This is a genomic window from Neobacillus terrae (genome assembly GCF_011393025.1).
GTDB classification, from domain to species: domain Bacteria; phylum Bacillota; class Bacilli; order Bacillales; family Cytobacillaceae; genus Neobacillus_A; species Neobacillus_A terrae.
In genome coordinates this window covers 1-19,384 of sequence record NZ_JAAOEO010000024.1, presented here as the reverse complement: position 1 = coordinate 19,384, position 19,384 = coordinate 1, and the positions used below count along the sequence as shown (strand labels likewise).

The 19,384-nt window shown below is 39.7% G+C and carries 17 protein-coding genes; 13 read left to right on the top strand and 4 right to left on the bottom strand.

What is annotated here, in order from left to right:
* Nucleotides 1–76: 76 nt before the first annotated feature.
* The 4 genes from G8761_RS22425 (at nucleotide 77) to G8761_RS22410 (ending at nucleotide 3,637) form a co-directional block, all read left to right on the top strand.
* Complete coding sequence (locus G8761_RS22425) at nucleotides 77–487, top strand: gamma-type small acid-soluble spore protein (protein ID WP_166030184.1); 411 nt, start codon at nucleotides 77–79, stop codon at nucleotides 485–487.
* Between the two features lie 217 nt (nucleotides 488–704).
* Nucleotides 705–962, top strand: a complete 258-nt coding sequence (locus tag G8761_RS22420; protein ID WP_166030183.1) for a YgaB family protein — start codon at nucleotides 705–707, stop codon at nucleotides 960–962.
* A gap of 188 nt (nucleotides 963–1,150) precedes the next feature.
* A complete protein-coding gene (gene ntdP, locus G8761_RS22415; RefSeq protein ID WP_027321011.1) occupies nucleotides 1,151–1,681 on the top strand; it encodes a nucleoside tri-diphosphate phosphatase in 531 nt (176 codons plus the stop codon).
* A gap of 186 nt (nucleotides 1,682–1,867) precedes the next feature.
* Complete coding sequence (locus G8761_RS22410; protein WP_166030182.1) at nucleotides 1,868–3,637, top strand: ABC transporter ATP-binding protein; 1,770 nt, start codon at nucleotides 1,868–1,870, stop codon at nucleotides 3,635–3,637.
* Between the two features lie 255 nt (nucleotides 3,638–3,892).
* Here G8761_RS22410 and G8761_RS22405 read toward each other — a convergent pair whose 3' ends face one another.
* From G8761_RS22405 to G8761_RS22395, 3 genes are all read right to left on the bottom strand, one after another.
* Nucleotides 3,893–4,975, bottom strand: coding sequence for an FUSC family protein (locus G8761_RS22405; protein ID WP_166030181.1), 1,083 nt, complete (start codon nucleotides 4,973–4,975; stop codon nucleotides 3,893–3,895).
* A 242-nt stretch (nucleotides 4,976–5,217) separates the two neighbouring features.
* Nucleotides 5,218–9,687 (bottom strand): glutamate synthase-related protein, encoded by a 4,470-nt coding sequence (locus G8761_RS22400; RefSeq protein WP_166030180.1) that lies wholly within the window; start codon nucleotides 9,685–9,687, stop codon nucleotides 5,218–5,220.
* Between the two features lie 329 nt (nucleotides 9,688–10,016).
* Nucleotides 10,017–11,312, bottom strand: coding sequence for a glutamate-1-semialdehyde 2,1-aminomutase (locus G8761_RS22395; protein WP_166030179.1), 1,296 nt, complete (start codon nucleotides 11,310–11,312; stop codon nucleotides 10,017–10,019).
* A 214-nt stretch (nucleotides 11,313–11,526) separates the two neighbouring features.
* On the opposite strand from G8761_RS22395, the gene G8761_RS22390 reads away from it, so the two are divergent.
* The 8 genes from G8761_RS22390 to perR all read left to right on the top strand — a co-directional run bounded on the left by G8761_RS22390 (nucleotide 11,527) and on the right by perR (nucleotide 17,495).
* Nucleotides 11,527–12,534 carry an ABC transporter ATP-binding protein gene (locus G8761_RS22390; RefSeq protein ID WP_166030221.1) on the top strand — a complete coding sequence of 336 codons (1,008 nt, stop codon included), beginning with the start codon at nucleotides 11,527–11,529 and terminating at the stop codon, nucleotides 12,532–12,534.
* Between the two features lie 15 nt (nucleotides 12,535–12,549).
* Nucleotides 12,550–13,341 carry an ABC transporter permease gene (locus G8761_RS22385; protein ID WP_166030178.1) on the top strand — a complete coding sequence of 264 codons (792 nt, stop codon included), beginning with the start codon at nucleotides 12,550–12,552 and terminating at the stop codon, nucleotides 13,339–13,341.
* Nucleotides 13,342–13,344: 3 nt separating this feature from the next.
* Nucleotides 13,345–14,130: an ABC transporter permease gene (locus G8761_RS22380; RefSeq protein WP_166030177.1), complete on the top strand. Its 786-nt coding sequence runs from the start codon at nucleotides 13,345–13,347 to the stop codon at nucleotides 14,128–14,130.
* A gap of 128 nt (nucleotides 14,131–14,258) precedes the next feature.
* A complete protein-coding gene (locus G8761_RS22375) occupies nucleotides 14,259–14,681 on the top strand; it encodes an ion channel (RefSeq protein ID WP_420800278.1) in 423 nt (140 codons plus the stop codon).
* A gap of 60 nt (nucleotides 14,682–14,741) precedes the next feature.
* Nucleotides 14,742–15,209: a thioredoxin-dependent thiol peroxidase gene (gene bcp, locus G8761_RS22370; protein ID WP_166030175.1), complete on the top strand. Its 468-nt coding sequence runs from the start codon at nucleotides 14,742–14,744 to the stop codon at nucleotides 15,207–15,209.
* A gap of 229 nt (nucleotides 15,210–15,438) precedes the next feature.
* Nucleotides 15,439–16,389, top strand: a complete 951-nt coding sequence (locus G8761_RS22365) for a D-2-hydroxyacid dehydrogenase (RefSeq protein WP_166030174.1) — start codon at nucleotides 15,439–15,441, stop codon at nucleotides 16,387–16,389.
* Nucleotides 16,390–16,392: 3 nt separating this feature from the next.
* Entirely contained in the window at nucleotides 16,393–16,944 is a 552-nt protein-coding gene (locus tag G8761_RS22360; protein ID WP_166030173.1) for a cob(I)yrinic acid a,c-diamide adenosyltransferase, read from the top strand.
* Between the two features lie 113 nt (nucleotides 16,945–17,057).
* The gene (gene perR, locus G8761_RS22355) at nucleotides 17,058–17,495 is read left to right on the top strand and encodes a peroxide-responsive transcriptional repressor PerR (protein WP_166030172.1); all 438 of its coding nucleotides are present in this window, start codon (nucleotides 17,058–17,060) and stop codon (nucleotides 17,493–17,495) included.
* Between the two features lie 107 nt (nucleotides 17,496–17,602).
* Here perR and G8761_RS22350 read toward each other — a convergent pair whose 3' ends face one another.
* A complete protein-coding gene (locus G8761_RS22350) occupies nucleotides 17,603–17,959 on the bottom strand; it encodes a YgzB family protein (protein WP_207789310.1) in 357 nt (118 codons plus the stop codon).
* A 196-nt stretch (nucleotides 17,960–18,155) separates the two neighbouring features.
* On the opposite strand from G8761_RS22350, the gene G8761_RS22345 reads away from it, so the two are divergent.
* Nucleotides 18,156–19,031: a nucleotidyltransferase-like protein gene (locus tag G8761_RS22345; protein ID WP_166030170.1), complete on the top strand. Its 876-nt coding sequence runs from the start codon at nucleotides 18,156–18,158 to the stop codon at nucleotides 19,029–19,031.
* Nucleotides 19,032–19,384 lie beyond the last annotated feature (353 nt).

Genomic DNA, 19,384 nt, shown 5'->3' with positions numbered 1-19,384 from the left:
TGGTGTTTTTTACCAATAAAATAGAGGATAACCTTCCGCTCACCTGGTTAAATTAATGAGCGTGGAGGTGATTACAATGGCTAAATTCAACCAACAGCCTAACAAAACTCAAGCAGGTACTAACATTCAGGAAGTAAGACAGCAAAACGCTCAAGCTGGCCAGGGCCAATCAAGCCAAGGTCAATTCGGTACTGAGTTCGCAAGCGAAACAAATGCTGCTGAAGTTAGACGCCAAAACCAACAAGCTTCTCAAGGCCAATCAAGCCAAGGCCAATTTGGAACTGAGTTCGCAAGCGAAACAAATGCTGCTGAAGTTAGACGCCAAAACCAACAAGCTTCTCAAGGCCAATCAAGCCAAGGCCAATCAAGCCAAGGCCAATTTGGAACTGAGTTTGGCAGCGAAACAAATGCTGCTGAAGTTAGACGTCAAAATCAGCAAGCTGAGTCTCGTAAAAGCCAAAGCGGCAGCCAATTCGGCCAACAATAATCATCTTTAGATTTGAAAGCACTCCTCGAGGGGTGCTTTCTTTAAATTCTAACTTCCGCACTTCCATTAATCCTTCTGAAAAGATTTTTTACATATTATAAGGAAACATGAGATTTCTTTTTCGACAAAACTTCCATCTTATCGCCATAAATAGTCAAAGGAAAAAGGTTCCTATCGGAGAATTACTTAAGGAACAAATAAATGGCCGGGGTGGAGCATGGAAAACTTTAACCGTTTGGTTGCAGAACAAATGAAGACTATGGAAAAGTTACTTTTCCTTCAATCAGAACTTGAACGCTGCCAGGAAATCGAAGAGGAACTCCTTCAAATCCAGAATGGGACTGAACTGGAAAGTGTCCAATTAGAAGTAAAACGTATGAAAGAGGAATTAAAGGAAATACAGAAAACGTTTGAAAAACAAACAGAAGAAGTTATTTCCTCCTATTGTCAGAAAGATGAAATTATCATTGGGTAAGATCTTTTTAATAAAAAAATACCATGTTTTTTAAAGAGTCATTGATTTTCAATGGCTCTTTTGTTTTAAATTCCCGGACTAACCGTTATAATAATAAAAAAAGGAATTGGACTTTGTTGCCTTTTGTCGGTTTGAGCGGAATAGGATAGGTTGCAAAGCGTTCGAGAAATGAAGGTAGGGGAGAAATCATGGGCGTACCCATCGAAGGTGAGCCAATGCAAATACATAGCTATAAACACAATGGGCACATCCATAGGGTGTGGGAAGAAACAACTGTCCTGAAAGGATCGCAGAATTTGGTGATTGGCGGTAATGACCGGACTGTTGTGACTGAATCTGACGGAAGAACCTGGGTTACAAGGGAGCCGGCTATTTGTTATTTCCATTCCCAATATTGGTTTAATGTGATTGGAATGATTCGGGAAGACGGAATTTACTATTACTGCAATATTAGTTCTCCGTTTATTTTTGATGGAGAAGCTCTTAAATATATTGATTATGATTTAGATATTAAAGTTTTTCCGGATATGACCTTTAATCTTCTTGATGAGGACGAATATGAGCGCCACCGCCGTGAAATGAATTATCCCGAAGTAATCGACCAGATTCTAAAAGCGAATGTTGAAAAATTAATTCGCTGGATTCGCCAGCGAAAAGGACCGTTCGCCCCTGACTTTATTGATACCTGGTATGAACGTTATTTGACCTATAGGGGTTAAATATCTTTCGTTTTTTAAGCCTGTTGATGTCGGTAATCAACAGGCTTTTGTATGATATTTACGAAAATATACATCTATAGGCGATATAGCAGACTATCTTAGGTGTAGAATGTAAAAAATATTAATTTTATAACTAAATCTGCCTTCGGCGCAGAAGCGCTTTTTTACAGGGAAGGAGAAATAAGCTTGAGGAATATTTTTAGGTATCTTGAATTTGTAAAGCCCTACCGTCTTCAAATAATAGGCACAATCATTATTGGACTGATTAAATTTGCTATTCCTCTGATTATACCCATGTTAATTAAATACGTGGTGGATGATATTATTGGCAATCATTCTTTGTCCCAGGATGTTAAAATATCTAAATTAATGTATTTAATGGTAGTCATGATTGTGATATTCGTTGTTCTTCGGCCGCCAATTGAGTATTATCGCCAGTATTTTGCCCAATGGACTGCCAGTAAAATTTTATATGAAATAAGAGACCGGCTCTATACGCATATTCAAAAGCTTAGCTTTAAATATTATTCAAACACACGGTCAGGGGAAATTATCTCAAGGATGATTAATGATGTGGAGCAAACCAAAACGTTTGTCATTTCTGGTTTGATGAATTTATGGCTTGATATAGCTACAATTGTTATTGCAATCGGAATTATGTTTTCCATGAATGTGAAGTTAACATTAGTCTCAATTGTTCTTTTCCCGCTTTATGGTTTTACCGTCAACTACTTTTTCGGAAATCTTCGGAATCTGACTAGAATCCGTTCTCAGGCTCTTGCTGAAGTACAAAGCTATTTACATGAGCGAGTCCAGGGTATGTCAGTTATCAAAAGCTTTGCCATTGAAAAATATGAGCAGAAGCAGTTTGACAAGCAAAATAAGAATTTCCTAACAAAAGCTCTTCAGCATACAAGCTGGAATGCGAAGTCTTTCGCGGTGGTCAACACAATAACGGATATCGCACCTTTGGTGGTCATTGGCTATTCTGCTTACTTAGTTATTATCCATCATCTGACTTTAGGAACAATGATTGCTTTTTTTGCCTATATAGACAAGCTTTATAGCCCGCTCCGAAGATTAGTAAATTCCTCTACAACCTTGACCCAGTCGTTTGCAAGTATGGACCGGGTATTCGAATTTATGGATGAAAAATATGATATCGTCGATCCCCCAAATGCTTTGGAATGTAAAAATGTAAGAGGGGACATTACCTTTGATAATGTAAGCTTTTCTTATAATGAAAATGATGAAATGGTTCTAAAAAACATATCCCTTGATATCAAAAGTGGAGAAACAATTGCACTTGTGGGAATGAGTGGTGGAGGGAAGTCAACCTTCGTAAGCCTTATACCTCGCTTCTATGATGTCACAGAGGGAAGGATATTGCTGGATGGGATTGATATTCGAAACTTCCAGGTTCAATCATTGAGGGATAAGATTGGTGTAGTTTTTCAGGATAACATACTTTTCAGTGAGTCTGTAAAAGAAAATATCCTCCTTGGAAAGCCTGAAGCTGCGGAAGAAGAAGTTTTCGAAGCAGCAAGAGCGGCCAATGCCCAAGAATTTATTGTTGGTCTTGCAGAAGGGTATGATACCAGGGTAGGTGAAAGAGGGGTTAAGCTTTCTGGAGGACAAAAGCAGCGGGTTGCAATAGCCAGGGTTTTTCTTAAAAATCCTCCCATTCTCATTTTGGATGAAGCCACTTCCGCTCTTGATTTGGAGAGTGAGCACTCTATACAGGAATCCTTGGAAGAACTAGCTAAGGACCGTACAACCTTTATTGTTGCTCACCGCCTGTCGACCATAACGCATGCTGACAGGATAGTATTAATTGAACATGGCCAAATTGTTGAAATAGGAAGACATGACGAGCTAATGAAAAAGCAGGGGAGCTATTATAAACTATTTCAGGTTCAGCAGCTCGAACAAAAAGAAGAAGCCGCAGCAGAATAATTTCCGCTGCGGTTTTTATATTCAAAAGATATAAATTTTAACCCTTATAATTGACTAGCTCCAGCACCAGCTAGTGTCCATCCCGCTTCTCCCTAAGATAAGTGAACCTCGAACTCAAATGCTACTGCGCACAGCTTTTTTCAAATAAGCATATGCTCAGCTCGTCGCAAAGCTGCATGCCGTTTATTCAGAGAAGCCGTCTCATGAAGTTTACTCAGGTTAGTTGCTTCGCAAAAACGGGCGCTTGCGCTTTTCTTATTGCAATGATTCTTCTTCGATAGAAATTTCGTTTACACCCTGATGATAGGATTGGAAAGTTGTAATTAGTTTTTCCAAATGTTCTACCTGTTCTCCGTAATCAATAATTGATGCAACAATTTGCATAGTGTGGTAAAAATGCATTTCTCCACTTTCGTTAGCAGCTTCCTTGCGGGAAATAAATAGGTCAAAAAGTTCCTTCCTATCCAGGCAAAAAGCTCCTTCTTCGATTACAGCCTGCTGACGGATTTTTCCGATAAACCGCAGCATAAGCTGTTCATGATGATTCACTATACAATCTAGCTGGGTCTGGATCGACTGCTGAAATTCCTCAGGGAGCGCATGAAGTTCATTTTCAAATCGATGAAGCCGTTTCAGGGTATCCAATGCTTTTTTGGTTGTATAGGTCATTTGTCTGTAAAGAACCAGTTTTCGGGATTTTACAGGATCAGTTCGCTTAAAATAATTTTTTTCTTCCTTGTACATCAAATATAGCTGCCCAATTTTAATGATATTGTCTTTTAATTTGTCAATATCATTTCGTAAAAGGTTGTGGTCAGAAGCATTTCGCGTGCTTAAACGAATCCAGCGCAATATCTCTTCTGTTGTATTAGATATTTTATAATAAAGCTTATTTTCATACTTGGGAGGAAGAAAAACGAGATTTACAACAAATGCTGCAATAACTCCCAGCATAATAGTTGAAAAACGAACCACGGCAAACTGGATAAAGTTATCGCCTGGTGTTTCCATAATACCCACAAGTGTTACGAGAGACAAACCAATTGTCCCTTCAAGTTTCAATTTTAAATGGAGTGTAATAGCAATGATAACTGCAAGTCCAATAACTATAAGATGATTGCTTAATGTAAGTACAAAAAACATAGCAAGTAAAGCCCCAATTACATTCCCCTGTATTTGCTCGATAATAGACAGGTACGAACGATAAATAGTAGGCTGCACGGCAAAGATGGCTGCAATCCCTGCCATAATTGGTGACGGGGAATGGAGCAGCTGCCCTAAGTACAATGATAATACAATTGCTATTCCCGTTTTAAGGATGCGGGCGCCTAATTTCATTCTAAAATAATTCCTTTCCTGAAACTTTTATTGTTACTATAAACTCTTTTCCTAAAGATTAAACAATATTGTACTATACATTGAATAGGGGTCAGTTTCAAGCAATAACCGATATTGGTGATTTTTGTTTTTTGTGCTCTGTAAACTTTCATATGCCCGTGTCGCAGATTCCCTTTCAATTAACAGAACGTTTAAAAGAAAAACCCGGGCACCACTTTGCCCGAGTTTTAGTTGATTTAGTATCATTCAGTCGATACGGATGGATCTGCTTGTTCCTTAACTGGAAGAATCTGCAGGAAGTGTTCCTGTGGATTCTTTAGGAGGGACAGAATTTCATTTGCTTCGTTGTTTTGGCCATCCTCTGACAGTAATTGAGTATACTTTTGGAGGAGCTCCTGAACATCAGTTTTGCCTTTATCTCCTAAAGGAGAGAGGGATACCTTAGCACCTTTAGCGATTCTTCTTTGAAGTGCTTCTTTAGTTAATCCCATCTCAGGCTGAATTCGGACATAAACGACACCGCCAGTCATTCCAGCACACATCCATGGTCCTGGGTCACCCAGTACGATAGCACGGCCATTCGTCATATATTCAAAAGCAAACCCTTTAATATTGGCGTTAGCCCCGATATTGCCGTTTTCTGTTTCGGAAAGAGGGGTGAGAATACGTCCGCCAAAAATCATATCTGCACCGGAAAGGCGAATTCCCGCTCTGGCATCTGCATTGCCTTGTGCTATAAGAAGTCCTTTTTGGGCTCCGTAGCCAAACCCTTTTCCAACGGAGCCATTATAATAACGTCCATTTTTGCCTTTGGATTTGAGGACCACAATACTTCCGCCAAGAGAGGTTTTTCCAATTCCGTCCTGAGCTCCTCCATTAATGAGGATATTAATTCCCTCACTGTTATAAGCTCCAAGTCCGTTTCCAGGAATCGAACCTTTACGGTAAGCAAGCTTTACGGCTGGAAGCTGACGATAAGCTCCGTCCAGTCTGCCACGTACACGGTGACAGGAAACTCTGCTTCCGAGAACACGCTGCTCAGATGTGATGCTGTAAAATTCCCGTGAGCTATTTAATTGTTCTACACTTGAATCCAGGTATTCCGCTCCAACAGCAATTTGCTCGTTCACACCTGACATAGAAAGTGCTTCTTCAAATTTGCTGATCTCTGTTATTTCTAGAGGCTTTAACAAATAAGTTAAATCAAGTTTTTCACTTCCGCTTACTTGCTCAAGCAAATCGGACCGTCCGACTGCATCCTGGAGATTTTTAATTCCTGCTGAGGCAGCAAGAGATTTTAGCTCGTTACCAAATGCGGTAAATAGATTCATAATTCCCTGCACCGCCAAATCTAGCTGGCGCGGAACAAATCTGCGCAATCCATGATCTTTGGCCTGAGCTTCGGACTCAATTTGAGTAGCAATTCCAACATGGCATGTATCCAAGTGACAGCCGCGGCAGGTAGTACAGCCGATAGCAAGCATTGACAGAGTGCCAAAACCAACACGGTTAGCTCCAAGGAGCATCACTTTTAATACATCACTTGCACTTTTGATTCCACCGTCGGCCCATAGCTCAACCTGATTGCGGAGTCCGCTCTCTAGAAGGGCATTGTGAGCAGCTTTAACACCAATTTCAACTGGCAGCCCTACATGCTGGAGTGCATGGATTCTTGCAGCCCCAGTACCGCCGTCAAAACCACTGAGGGTAATAATATCAGCTCCGGCCTTTGCGATACCAACAGCAATGGTTCCGATATTAGGAACAACAGGTACTTTAACGGCTACTTTAGCCTGGTCATTGGCTGTTTTTAATTCAAGAATCATTTGAGCTAAATCTTCAATTGAATAAATATCATGGTTATTTGAAGGAGAAATCAAATCCGAACCGATGGTTGCATTACGGGCTTCAGCAATTTTGGCTGTTACCTTTGAACCTGGAAGGTGTCCGCCTTCACCAGGCTTTGCTCCCTGGCCAATTTTAATTTCCAATAAGTTAGACGAATTTAATAACTCGGCGTTTACTCCAAAACGTCCGGAAGCAACCTGCTGGCCTCTGGTCCTTGGATACTTTCCGAGCATATCCTTAATTTCTCCGCCTTCTCCATTCAGGCTGACCATATTTAATCGGTTAGCTCCTTCAGCATAGGCACGGAATGCTGTTTCATTCTGCGAGCCAAAGGACATGGAAGAAATGACGAACGGAAGGCTGTGCTCTCCAACGCTAATATCTACATTTTCAGGAGAAAAAGGGGCTCCGCTTCTTTTCAGAGCTGTTAAATGACGAATAGTTGTTGGATTCTCCGTTTCCTGTTCGGTGATTTTTTCGCCAAAAGCGGTATAATCACCCGTTGAAGCCACCTCGCTAATTGCTTTCCAAATTCGCGGGAACAGATGGAAAGTCTTACCGATCCGTTCCTTTTCATTCTGGAAGTCTGCAGCTCGGGCAATAGCATCTTCTTTCATGCTGGTAAAATTAGATTCGAGTTCGCTTGAGCCAAAGAAATTGACGATTCCAAGGGCTTCTGCCAGCTCCTCATTTAAACCAATTGCCGAAAACAGGCGGCCATATCCTCTTAATTCATGAATACCTATCGTAGAGATGACTTTTTCTAATCCCTTTGTCAGAGCTGTATAGAGATTGGTTAGTGGTTTTAACGACTCATCAAGTACTGTTAAGAACATATAGTAAGGGTTAATTAAGTCTGCGCCTAATCCATATGCTGTAACAATATCATGTAAAGAACGGAGGGCTGCAGAGCGCAGTACCAGGGAACAATCACGTCTTACATCAGCGTTAACCAAAGCCTGGCTAATAGCTGCAGTTGCAAGATGCGGATCGATCCACAAATTATTGTCCTGATGTGCTTTAGCATCATCCAGGATCAAGAAGCTTTTTCCTGCCTTAACAGCGGTAACAGCTTCCTGGGAAAGTCTTTCGAGTGCAGCCGCAATTTCTTCATTGGCCTCAAAAGTTATCGACAGATATGCCGAAGCCTTCTTAGTCATAAAATACTCTGCCAGCTGGTCGAAACTTGGCTGTCCTAATACATCAGAACAGTCAAATCCTGCCCTGCCTTCAAGAAGAAGAGGAGAGTTCAATTCAAGTACGATACTCTCTGCTTCCCTGGCAAAAAGATTAGGGCGTTTACCAATAATTATCCTCGTGGAGAAGTGCTCCATTTCCCGGTCACGGTCAATTGCAGGGTTTGTAACTACTGCAACACTTTCCTTAATATAATCCGGAATATTTTTCCGTTCAGGATTAAGAGCAGCCAACGGAGCATCATGGCCAAGCGAACGTATAGGTTCAACCCCTTTTTCGGCCATTTGCTCAATCAATTGGATATGGTCTCTTTCCCATCCAAAGGACTTATATTGGCCATTATGAATTTTATCCGAGTAAGCCATTGTCACTTTCTTCTCCAAAACAGGAGGAGTAAGCCTCTTACCTGCATTGTTCAGATCGACACGCTTTGAATACCTCTTGTAAACTTCCTCTTGGTAGGAAGGATGGGCATATACGGCAAGTTTATTTCCATTCCATTTAAAACCAACCTTTTCGCCTGGTGCTAGAGGTTTTGGTTCGTTAACATACTCACTGGAAGATATTATTCCAGGTTCAGAAGAAAACAGAAAAGAAGTCTCTGTTTCTAGCATCCATAATGGACGTAAGCCAAGCGAATCAACGCTGAATACTGCCTCGTCTCCAAATCTGGATATGATACCTGCAGGACCCTGGGCAAAATGCCCCCAGCCTTCACGCAAATAAGTATATAAATCCTGAAGATGCTTAGGGTAAGATTTTATTTCATTAATAATAGGAGGGAACATAAGATCCATAGCTTCAAACAGGGTGTAGCCATCCCGACAAATTAAAGTCTCTATTGTACGGCTAAGATCCTGGGAGTCGCTTCCTCCATTTACCAGAGGAACTCCAATCATTTTTGCTTCATCCCTAAGCTTAGCAATGGTATTAATTTCTCCATTGTGGCCAAGCACACTGAAAGGCTGCACCCGGAAAAAGCTTGATAAAGTGTTTGTTGAATAACGGTTATGACCAAGAGTCATAGTAGAAGCTGCCAATGGATTCGCTAGATCACTGTAATATTTCGGCAGAATATCTCCGGCTCCCATTACCTTATACACAGCATGGTGCTGGCTTAAGGAAGCAACATGAACAGCCTCATTTTGCTCTAAATCTACTAATACATCAAATAAAACTTTTGATAGTGCATTTCCGGTTAGAGGCGAAAGGCAGGCTATTTGCCAGAATAAAGGATTTTCCTGTATGGCAATTGGGCCAAGCGCCGAAGGATCCGTTACCCTGTCTGTTTCAAAATGGAGCTGAAGGCCATATGCTTTAAGCTTACGTTTAAGTTCTTCTTTAACGAGATTTGTGTCGGTTTTACTGCTGATAAAGATATGCCCAACAATAAAACCTTCAGATAAAGCAAGCTCAGGGTTAAGACCTGCATCTGCAAGCTTTGCTTGCCAAAGTTCACGCGGAATATCGATATGGATTCCTACGCCATCACCTTCACCATTGATAAAGCCGGCACGATGGTTCATTGTTACCAATGCATCTATACAATCAAAAATATTTTTTGATGTCGGGATGTTTTCCTTTTCAAGGCAAGCAACAATACCACATGCATCGTGTTCCTGCTTATAAAATTCTTTAAAAAGAGAAGGGGTCCAGTTTTTTGTCATGATTTGGCTCTACAGGAATGTCGCCTATAAAGCACTTTCACCTCCTAAGATATCTTGTTGTTTACTTAATAGGGTATTGTGGTAAAAAAGGGTTGGCTTATTATTCGTTTATTATTTAGCGAGGCTGCTATTTAAAGGGTTAAACAATAATAGTTTAATATTATCATAAGAATTTTCAGAAATCAAATAATTATACATTTATTTGGATATGCGAAATTAAAAAAAAGGTGCAAAATTTTTAAATAACGTATAAATGTAAACGTTTTCAAAAAATAGTATAAATAAAAAGGGCGTGTTATCCACACCCTTTTTGCATAAAAAATGAATATTTATTCGTTCTTAAGTGAGTAAAATGCATTGTTCACAGCATGGAGGGTAGCCTCAATATCTTCCTCCGTGTGTGCAATTGTCATAAACCAGGCCTCATATTTGGAAGGTGCAAGATTTATCCCCTGATGAAGCATCAGCTTGAAGAACTTTGCAAACATTTCACCATCTGTATTTTGGGCCTGGTCGTAGTTTTCAACCTTTTCATTTGTAAAAAATACAGTAAGAGCCCCTTTTAATCGGTTAATAGTGATAGGAATGCTGTTTTCGTTGGCTGCAGCTAGAATTCCTTCCTCTAGCATAGCTCCGAGACGGTCAAGGTATTCATAAACGCCCTCTTGTTTTAAAACCTCAAGACAGGCGATTCCGGAAAGCGTTGAGGCTGGATTTCCTGCCATCGTTCCTGCCTGGTAAGCTGGCCCGAGGGGAGCAACTTTTTCCATGATTTCTTTTTTACCGCCATAGGCGCCTATTGGAAGGCCTCCTCCAATAATTTTTCCTAAAGCTGTTAAGTCAGGTCTTATACCAAGCAGGTCTTGTGCGCCTCCGTACATAAAACGGAAGGCTGTAATTACTTCATCATAAATGACAAGTGCGCCAGCCGCATGGGCTAGATCATTTACCTGCTGTAAAAATCCGGGATTCGGTTCCACGATTCCGAAGTTTCCCACGATTGGTTCTACTAATATTGCTGCAACTTCATTCCCCCACTTTTCAAGAGCTTCCTTAAAAGGCTCAATATCATTAAAGGGTACCGTGATGACTTCCTGCGCAATACTTTTTGGCACGCCTGCAGAATCCGGTGTTCCAAGTGTAGATGGGCCGGAACCAGCAGCCACAAGGACAAGGTCTGAATGCCCATGGTAACAGCCCGCAAATTTTATGATTTTGTCCCTGCCTGTATAGGCACGGGCAACCCGGATGGTCGTCATGACAGCTTCTGTTCCTGAATTGACGAAACGGACCTTATCCATACCCGGAATAGCTTCCTTCAGCATTTTAGCCAATTTTACTTCGTGGGGAGTAGGCGTTCCGTACAGCACCCCAGTTTCAGCAGCTTTTTTAATTGCCTCTGTGATATGGGGATGTGCATGACCGGTAATAATAGGACCATAAGCTGCAAGATAATCAATATATTGATTTCCATCGACGTCCCAGAAGTAGGCACCATGAGCACGTTCCATTACTACTGGTGCACCGCCGCCGACTGCTTTAAAGGAGCGGGAAGGGCTGTTTACTCCTCCAACTATATGTTCAAGTGCTTCACTATGTATTCTTTCAGAGTTTATGAATTGCATGTTTTTCCTCCTTATAAATGATATTTCACTATTCTACCACTTTTAAAAACGTTTTGGCCTGTTCCATTCTTATGTCTCTTTAATCCGAAAATTTCCTATATTCTTACATAAAAAGAATTTAGGTTTGTAAAAATCAGGATAGTTGTGTTAAACCACTGGATTGGCTAAACTAATTTTTTGGGGACAACCCATCATCAGGAGGAATCAAATGAAGATGAAAAATGCCATAGAAGTTGAAAATTTACGCAAAGAATTTAAAGGTTACTCTAGCAGGAGTGGATTAAAAGGTGCCTTTAGGGATCTTTTTACCCGAAATTATAAAATTGTGCCGGCAGTAAATGACATCAGTTTTTCTGTAAAGCAGGGAGAAATGGTGGGCTATATCGGTGAAAATGGAGCTGGTAAATCCACTACCATTAAAATGCTGACAGGAATCCTGACACCTACTTCCGGAAGGATTATGGTAAATGGAATGAATCCCCACCAGGAAAGGGAAAGGTTTGTTCAGACAATAGGAGTGGTTTTTGGGCAGCGTTCCCAGCTGTGGTGGGATATCGCTGTTCAGGAGTCCTTTAGGCTTTTGAAAAAAGTATATAAGGTTTCGGATGCTCACTATAACGAGCATATGAATCATGTGATTAAAACGCTCGATATTGAACCGCTTTTGGACAAGCCGGTGCGAAAGCTGTCACTGGGTCAGAGGATGCGCTGTGAATTAGCCGCAGCATTAATCCACAACCCTCCGCTTTTATTTTTAGATGAACCAACGATAGGGCTTGATGTACTAGTAAAATTAAAAATTCGTGAATTCCTGAAGGAGATTAATGAGAAATACAATACAACTATTTTGCTGACAACTCATGATCTTTCAGATATTGAGGCGTTATGCCAAAGGGTTATCATGCTTGATGAAGGAAATATCATTTATGATGGAGCTTTGAACAGTTTAAAGGAAAAATGGGGTGAAGGGAAAGAACTGCAGTTTCAATTTTTAAAAGACCCTGAATTGAATGCAGTTCAAAATTTAACCCGGGGGATGCCGGTTTACTGGGAACTGGATGAGAAGAAAATGGTATTCTCTGCCATGATTGAGGATAATGAGCTTGTTTCCCGGACTATCGCCAAGGTTGCTGAAGCCTATCAAATAAGAGATATGAAGATCAATGAAATCTCAACAGAAGAGATTATTCGAAATATCTATGAAAAGGGTTCTGTCTCATGAAAGGGGTGAGCCTGAATGGATAAATATATTGAAATGATCCGGATTCGCTTTTTAATGATGCTTGCTTACCGGACTAACTATTATACAGGGATTTTAATTTATGCCATTAACATTGGAGCTTACTATTTTTTATGGGCAGCTATTTACGGGCATAAAACACAAATTGAAGGACTGTCAGTTGTTCAGATGACTACATATGTAGCTATTGCATGGATGGCAAGGGCCTTTTATTTTAACAATATCGACCGGGAGATGGCGGTTGAAATAATGGAAGGAAAGGTTGCAGTAGAACTGATCCGGCCATACAGTTATTTAATGATGAAAACCATGCAGGGGCTGGGAGAGGGTATTTTTAGATTGTTTTTCTTTTCAGTTCCTGGCATGCTGATTGTTTCGTTTATCTTTCCGGTGAAATTCACCTGGAATCCGGCTGTATGGGGACTATTTGCTGTTTCCATAGTGCTTAGCTTCCTTATCAATACTCAGTTGAATTTGCTGACAGGGATTACTACCTTCTTCCTATTTAATAATTCCGGCTTGATCCGCGCCAAAAGGGTGGTAATTGACTTATTTTCCGGTCTTCTTTTGCCTATCAGTTTCTTTCCGGGCTGGGCCCAGGGAATCATGAAGTACCTGCCGTTTCAGGGTATCAGCTATATTCCAAGTATGATTTTTTCAAATGGATTCACCCGTCAGGCAGCTTTCCATGCAATTTTGGAGCAGGCTATCTGGGTAATTATTTTGGTCTTGCCGATTCAGGTTTTATGGAGTTTAGCAAAAAAACAGCTTGTCATTCAGGGAGGGTAATAGATGTTTTATGGATCAATGTTTTTCCAGTATCTTGCCCAGTATATGAAGACAAGGCTTCAATATAGGGCGGATTTATTCGTTGAGATTTTTTCCGATTTGCTTTCACAGGCCGTCAATTTTATCTTTATTCTAGTGGTATTCGGTCATACCAGCTTGCTTGCTGGCTGGTCCAGAAATGAAATTATTTTTATTTATGGATTTTTCCTCGTTCCATTTGCTGTTTTTTCGTCCTTTTTTAATATATGGGATTTTAATGAACGTTATATTGTAAAAGGTGAATTTGACCGTATTCTTACAAGGCCGATTCATAGCTTGTTTCAAATTATTTTGGAGCGTATTGAACTGGAATCATTGTTTGGAGCCGTTACAGGAATTGCAATTATGTTTTATTCAGGTATCAAGCTTGGACTTGAAATGCACTGGTATGATCCGTTTGTGTTTCTTCTCTTTGTAATAGGAGGGGCTCTGGTTTATGGAGGGGTGTTTGTCATGCTGGCATGCATCAGCTTCTGGGCCGACGCAAGGACATCTATTATGCCCATGATGTATAATATCGGGAACTACGGCCGGTATCCTGTTGATATTTATAATAAGGCAATCCGTTTTGTTCTTACTTGGATTTTGCCGTTTGCTTTCGTTGGCGTTTATCCAGCCGCTTTCTTTCTTGGGAAAAGAGAATGGACCTTCTACTCCTTTTTGACACCAGTTATAGGGGTTGTCTTTTTTACTGTTTCTATATTTCTGTGGAATCAAGGAGTCAAAAAATACAGAGGCGCCGGAAATTAATATTTATGATAAAAAAGCCAGGCTGTTTCAGTCTGGTTTTTTTAATGGTACTAGCCTGGTGCTTTTTTGTATTTATTAACTCGTGTGGACATACAATGAACTGAGGGAAAAGGGAAGAAGGGGATTTGATGTTCTATGTACTGCTAGGATTAATTATTTTTTGTATTTTTATGAGTTTAAGGACTCTTTTTCAACCATATAAGATTAAGGGTAAGATTGTCTCTATCGAGAACTTTTTATTTTTGGGAACAATTTATGTGACTGTCATGATAGGCTTTGCTCTTTTATATTCACTTCTCCACTTAAATGGCCATCCTGTATTGGGTGAGACAGGGACGGTTCGCCCTGCCTCTGATTTTATAGAAACAATTGAATCAAGTGTTTATTTTAGTGCGATGACCTTATTTTCTGTAGGTCATGGAGATATCGTACCGTTGGGAGTTGGCAGAGCAATAGCCATTTTGGAAGCCTTAATTGGATATACCATTCCCGCTGCATTCGTGGCAAAAGCAGTATCTAATATGGAGAATAAACCGCCAGCAGTAAAATAGTTGTTTTAGGCGGGAAGATTGGATACGCTATATATAGAAATCAAAAATGGAGTGGTATTTATGGCTATAGAAATTGGAAAAATGGCACCTGATTTTGCTTTAGAAGCAACGAATGGTGAAACCGTCAGATTATCAGATTTTAAAGGGAAAAATGTGGTTCTTTATTTTTATCCAAAAGATATGACCCCGGGCTGTACCACAGAAGCATGTGATTTCCGCGACCAGCATGAGCAGTTTGGGGAAATGGGAGCGGTTATTTTGGGGATTAGCCCCGACCCTATTGAACGGCATAAAAAATTTATGGAGAAATACGGACTGCCATTTTTGCTGCTTTCCGATGAAGACCATAAGGCAGCAGAGGAATATGATGTCTGGAAGCTTAAAAATAATTTTGGAAAAGAATACATGGGGATTGAACGGAGCACCTTTGTCATTGACAAGGAAGGCAAAGTTGCAAAAGAGTGGAGAAAGGTTAAAGTGAAAGGGCATGTGGAAGAAGCCTTGAACTTTATTAAAGAAAATTTATAATTTAGACTTTAAATTTTTCAGCCTATTTTTCTGTAAAAAGGCGGATGTCCATGCAAAGAAACAAGTTTTGAATATCATTTTATTAGGGCATACCTCCTCAGATAGAATTTGCGGGCCAGCAATGGCCCGCCTTTTTTATGTATTCGGCGGTTTAATTTTTATAATTTTTAAAATAACCTCAGCAGGTGTTATCATAATAGAAAAAAAGCTTTTTTTAGGAGTGTATATCATGAAAATAGTGGCCTCATTTGTTCCTTCAGAAGAAATACAAAAGGATTTTAAAGATGAATTTCCAAATATCGAGATTGAGTATTATAAAGGAATTAAAAATGCCGAAAAAGCTTTTACAGATGCTGAAGTATTTTTAACATATGGCGAGGATTTAACTCCAGAATATATAGAGCTGGCAAAAAATCTTAAATGGATTATGGTTTTGTCTGCAGGTCTAGAAAGAATGCCATTTGCAGCTTGTGCAGATAAAGGAATTCTTGTAACAAATGCCAGTGGGATACATAAAATCCCGATGGCTGAATTTACCCTGGGTACGATGCTGGAGCATGTAAAGCAAAGGAAACAGCTGCGAGAAAATGAAATAAGTAAAAAGTGGGACCGAAAAGTGCCGATGGCTGAGTTATCCGGCAAAACGATTATGGTTTTAGGAATTGGAGCTATTGGAGGAGAAATTGCCAGGCTGGCTCAGGCCTTCGGTATGAAGGTGATTGGTTTCAACAGAAGCGGACATGCAAATGAGTTTGCGGATATTACCGTTAAACTTGATAAATTGGAGGAACATTTATCTGAGCCGGATTTTATTGTATCTGTATTGCCTAGCACAAGTGAGACAAAATATTTATTAAATGAGGATCATTTCAGGCTGATGAAGAAATCTGCTGTATTTATTAATATAGGCAGAGGAGATTTGGTGAAAGAAGAAGTCCTGTTAAAAGCCCTAGAGGAAGAGCTTATCTCGCATGCATATCTCGATGTATTTGAAAATGAACCTTTAAAACCTGAGCACCCTTTCTGGGAAATGAACAATGTAACCGTCACTCCGCACTTATCGAGTATTACAAAAAAATATCAGCCAAGAGGTTTTGAAATTTTTAAACATAATCTTCATACATATATTAATAACGGGAATGATTTTATCAATGTGATTGATTTGGAAAGGGGGTACTAAGATATGAAGATCTATACAAAGACCGGGGATAAAGGGGCAACTTCACTCATTTATGGACAAAGAGTTTCCAAAAATGATGCGAGGGTTGAAGCGTATGGAACCTGTGATGAAGCAAATTCCATGATTGGGCTGGCTCTTAGTTACTTAGAAAAAGAAAGTTTTACTGAAAAGAATCAACTTGAACGGGTTTTCCACAGAATCCAGACCACTCTTTTTTATGTGGGAGCTGAATTGGCTACTCCAAAAGGGAAAGAAGTGAAATGGTCTCTCTCTGAGGTTGATATAGAAACCATGGAGAAGCAAATAGATGAATGGGATGGTGTACTCCCTGCCCTGACCAATTTTATTCTTCCTGGAGGCCATCCTGCCGGAGCAGCTTTTCATGTAGCAAGGACTATTACGAGAAGGGCTGAGAGATGTGCTGTTGGACTGGAAGATGAAGTCAACCCGCTGGTGCTTGCTTATTTAAACAGACTGTCCGATTTGCTTTTTGTATCCGCAAGATTTGTTAATGAAAAACTTGGAGTAACAGATAAGCTGCTTCATGGGGAATAACTGCGAAGAACGTGTATATATTGGTTATTTTATTGACAAAAGGATTGAATTCTTAGTAAACTAATTATAACAATTATAATCTAAGAATATTTTTTGGAAAGAGGTGCATGGCGATGTCACAACCCCAATTAAAAGAAGCTTTGGATACGTTGAAAGAAACTGGAGTGCGTATTACTCCTCAACGTCATGCGATACTTGAATATTTAATAAGCTCTATGTCACACCCAACTGCTGATGATATTTATAAAGCCTTAGAAGGTAAGTTCCCAAATATGAGTGTGGCAACTGTTTATAATAATTTAAGAGTATTTCGCGAAGTAGGCCTGGTTAAGGAACTAACATACGGAGACGCATCAAGCCGTTTTGATTTTATTACTACAGACCACTACCATGTCATTTGTGAGAAATGTGGAAAGATCGTCGATTTTAGTTATCCCGGACTCGATGAAGTAGAACATCTCGCTTCTCACGTAACTGGTTTCAAAGTAGGCCATCACAGAATGGAAATCTACGGAACCTGCCCTGATTGTGCAGTAAAAGAAGCGCATTAATAAGAAATAAAAGTCGATAATTTCGGCTTTTTCTTTTTATATTCATGATTTGTTTTCTCTTGTTTGAAAAATTAATTAAAAAATAGCTAGCCCGTGATGCGGGTTAGCTATTTTTGATTTCTTTTTCGATTATAAGTTTCATCAAACTCTTTTCCTGCAAGTTGAGGATCCAGAGTTAAGGGCTCGTTGCAATGCATGCACATATCAACCCTGCCAAGCATTTTTGTAGGCTTGCCGCAGCTCGGACAAACAACCTGGATTGTTTTGGTGGAGAGCATACCGATCCAAAAGTAAACAACAGTGCTCGCAATAATGAAAAGAAGACCTAAAATCATAAAAGTAGTCATGATTGCGGGAGAAGTCCGGAAAAAGATACCGCCATACATAACAATAAATCCTATAAAGATAAGGCTTAAGGCAAATGTCCGGATTTTATTTATTTTATTAGAGTATTTAGCCATCAAACGTCCCTCCTGAAAAAGACTATAACATAATTAAACGATTTGAAAAATGGATGGCGCTTAACTTCGTAGGGATTTTAGAAGGATTTTTTTTATTACTGTCGAAAGTATAAGCCTGTGAATTAAATAAAAAAAAGTTTATAATTTGTTTTTTAAAATAATCCGCCACCCCATCGGAAAATAAATGGAGGAATGAACAATGGAGGATATCCTTCGTCCTATATATCAGGAAAGAGCCAGTCAGTTAAATACCTTGGGAGTATTACTGATAGAAAAAAAGCAGAAATCTTACTATACAACAGATTCGTTTGATGCGGTTTTGCTTCTTATTGTAAAGGAAGCAGACCAGCCCCTATTTATCAAACACTATGCTTATAATGATAAAAAGGCAGCAATGCATATTGTATCTGAAGCCCAATTAAATGAATGGCTTATGCTGGGTTCCAATCGAAAAATATTTGAGTGGCTAAATGATTCAAAGGTTTTATTTGATCGAAATGAGTATGTATCAAGGCTAAAAACAGAACTCCGGGAATTTCCTTTTTACGGCCGCAAATTAAAAATGGGGATTGAGTTTGCAAAGTTAATCCGCCGCTATGTGGATGGAAGAGCTTTATTTGAAAATCGCCAATATCTTGATGCTTATAATCACGTTGTGCATTCCCTTCATCATCTGGCTAGGTTATCTGTGATAGAAAATGGGTTTCACTCGGAACTTACGGTTTGGCAGCAGGTTAAACAAATAGAGCCTGAAATCTTTAAGTTATATGAAGAACTGGTCAATAGTGAGGAATCTTTGGAGAAAAGGCTGGAGCTTTTATTTCTTGCCAGCGAATTTCTAATTCATTCAAGGACTCATATGGGGGCTGCTCATCTCCTTGAAATTCTTGAGGGCAGGGAATATTGGTCTTTTGATCAAATGATGAGTGAAGCTGAAGTATTGCCATATTCAGTCGATCTGGAAGTGCTTGTAGAGTTTTTAGTAGAGAAGCATTTTATCGAAGTAGTAAACGTAGAGACCAAAGGACAAGGGATATATCATCGATATTACTGTGTTGGAGAAAAATTATTGTAAAAAAACAAAAAACCTATTGACCAATGCTAAATTACTTGGTATATTAATATCCGTCGCCACGATAAGTTCTTAAAAAAACTTTTCTGAGCGGCGGGTAAAAAAAGATGTTGACACGAAAGTGGTTAACATGGTATATTGATAAAGTCGCTTCTGAGCGGCGAACTTAATAAACTTCACGATGCAACCTTATAATTGCTCCTGCGCCAGAGCTTATTCAAGAAGAATATGTTCAGCTCGTCGCGAGGCTGCAAAGAGGAAGAATCAAAAGAAGTTGCCTTGCTCTTTGAAAACTAAACAAACAAAGCGTGAACAAACAAACAATAACATGATGAATTTATTCATCAGCCAACGTA

Coding starts and splice junctions, on each gene's coding strand:
- G8761_RS22425 (WP_166030184.1), top strand. CDS start 77: ATGGCTAAATTCAACCAACAGCCTAACAAAACTCAAGCAGGTACTAAC.
- G8761_RS22420 (WP_166030183.1), top strand. CDS start 705: ATGGAAAACTTTAACCGTTTGGTTGCAGAACAAATGAAGACTATGGAA.
- ntdP (WP_027321011.1), top strand. CDS start 1,151: ATGGGCGTACCCATCGAAGGTGAGCCAATGCAAATACATAGCTATAAA.
- G8761_RS22405 (WP_166030181.1), bottom strand. CDS start 4,975: ATGAAATTAGGCGCCCGCATCCTTAAAACGGGAATAGCAATTGTATTA.
- G8761_RS22400 (WP_166030180.1), bottom strand. CDS start 9,687: ATGACAAAAAACTGGACCCCTTCTCTTTTTAAAGAATTTTATAAGCAG.
- G8761_RS22395 (WP_166030179.1), bottom strand. CDS start 11,312: ATGCAATTCATAAACTCTGAAAGAATACATAGTGAAGCACTTGAACAT.
- G8761_RS22390 (WP_166030221.1), top strand. CDS start 11,527: ATGAAAAATGCCATAGAAGTTGAAAATTTACGCAAAGAATTTAAAGGT.
- G8761_RS22385 (WP_166030178.1), top strand. CDS start 12,550: ATGGATAAATATATTGAAATGATCCGGATTCGCTTTTTAATGATGCTT.
- G8761_RS22380 (WP_166030177.1), top strand. CDS start 13,345: ATGTTTTATGGATCAATGTTTTTCCAGTATCTTGCCCAGTATATGAAG.
- G8761_RS22375 (WP_420800278.1), top strand. CDS start 14,259: ATGTTCTATGTACTGCTAGGATTAATTATTTTTTGTATTTTTATGAGT.
- bcp (WP_166030175.1), top strand. CDS start 14,742: ATGGCTATAGAAATTGGAAAAATGGCACCTGATTTTGCTTTAGAAGCA.
- G8761_RS22365 (WP_166030174.1), top strand. CDS start 15,439: ATGAAAATAGTGGCCTCATTTGTTCCTTCAGAAGAAATACAAAAGGAT.
- G8761_RS22360 (WP_166030173.1), top strand. CDS start 16,393: ATGAAGATCTATACAAAGACCGGGGATAAAGGGGCAACTTCACTCATT.
- perR (WP_166030172.1), top strand. CDS start 17,058: ATGTCACAACCCCAATTAAAAGAAGCTTTGGATACGTTGAAAGAAACT.
- G8761_RS22345 (WP_166030170.1), top strand. CDS start 18,156: ATGGAGGATATCCTTCGTCCTATATATCAGGAAAGAGCCAGTCAGTTA.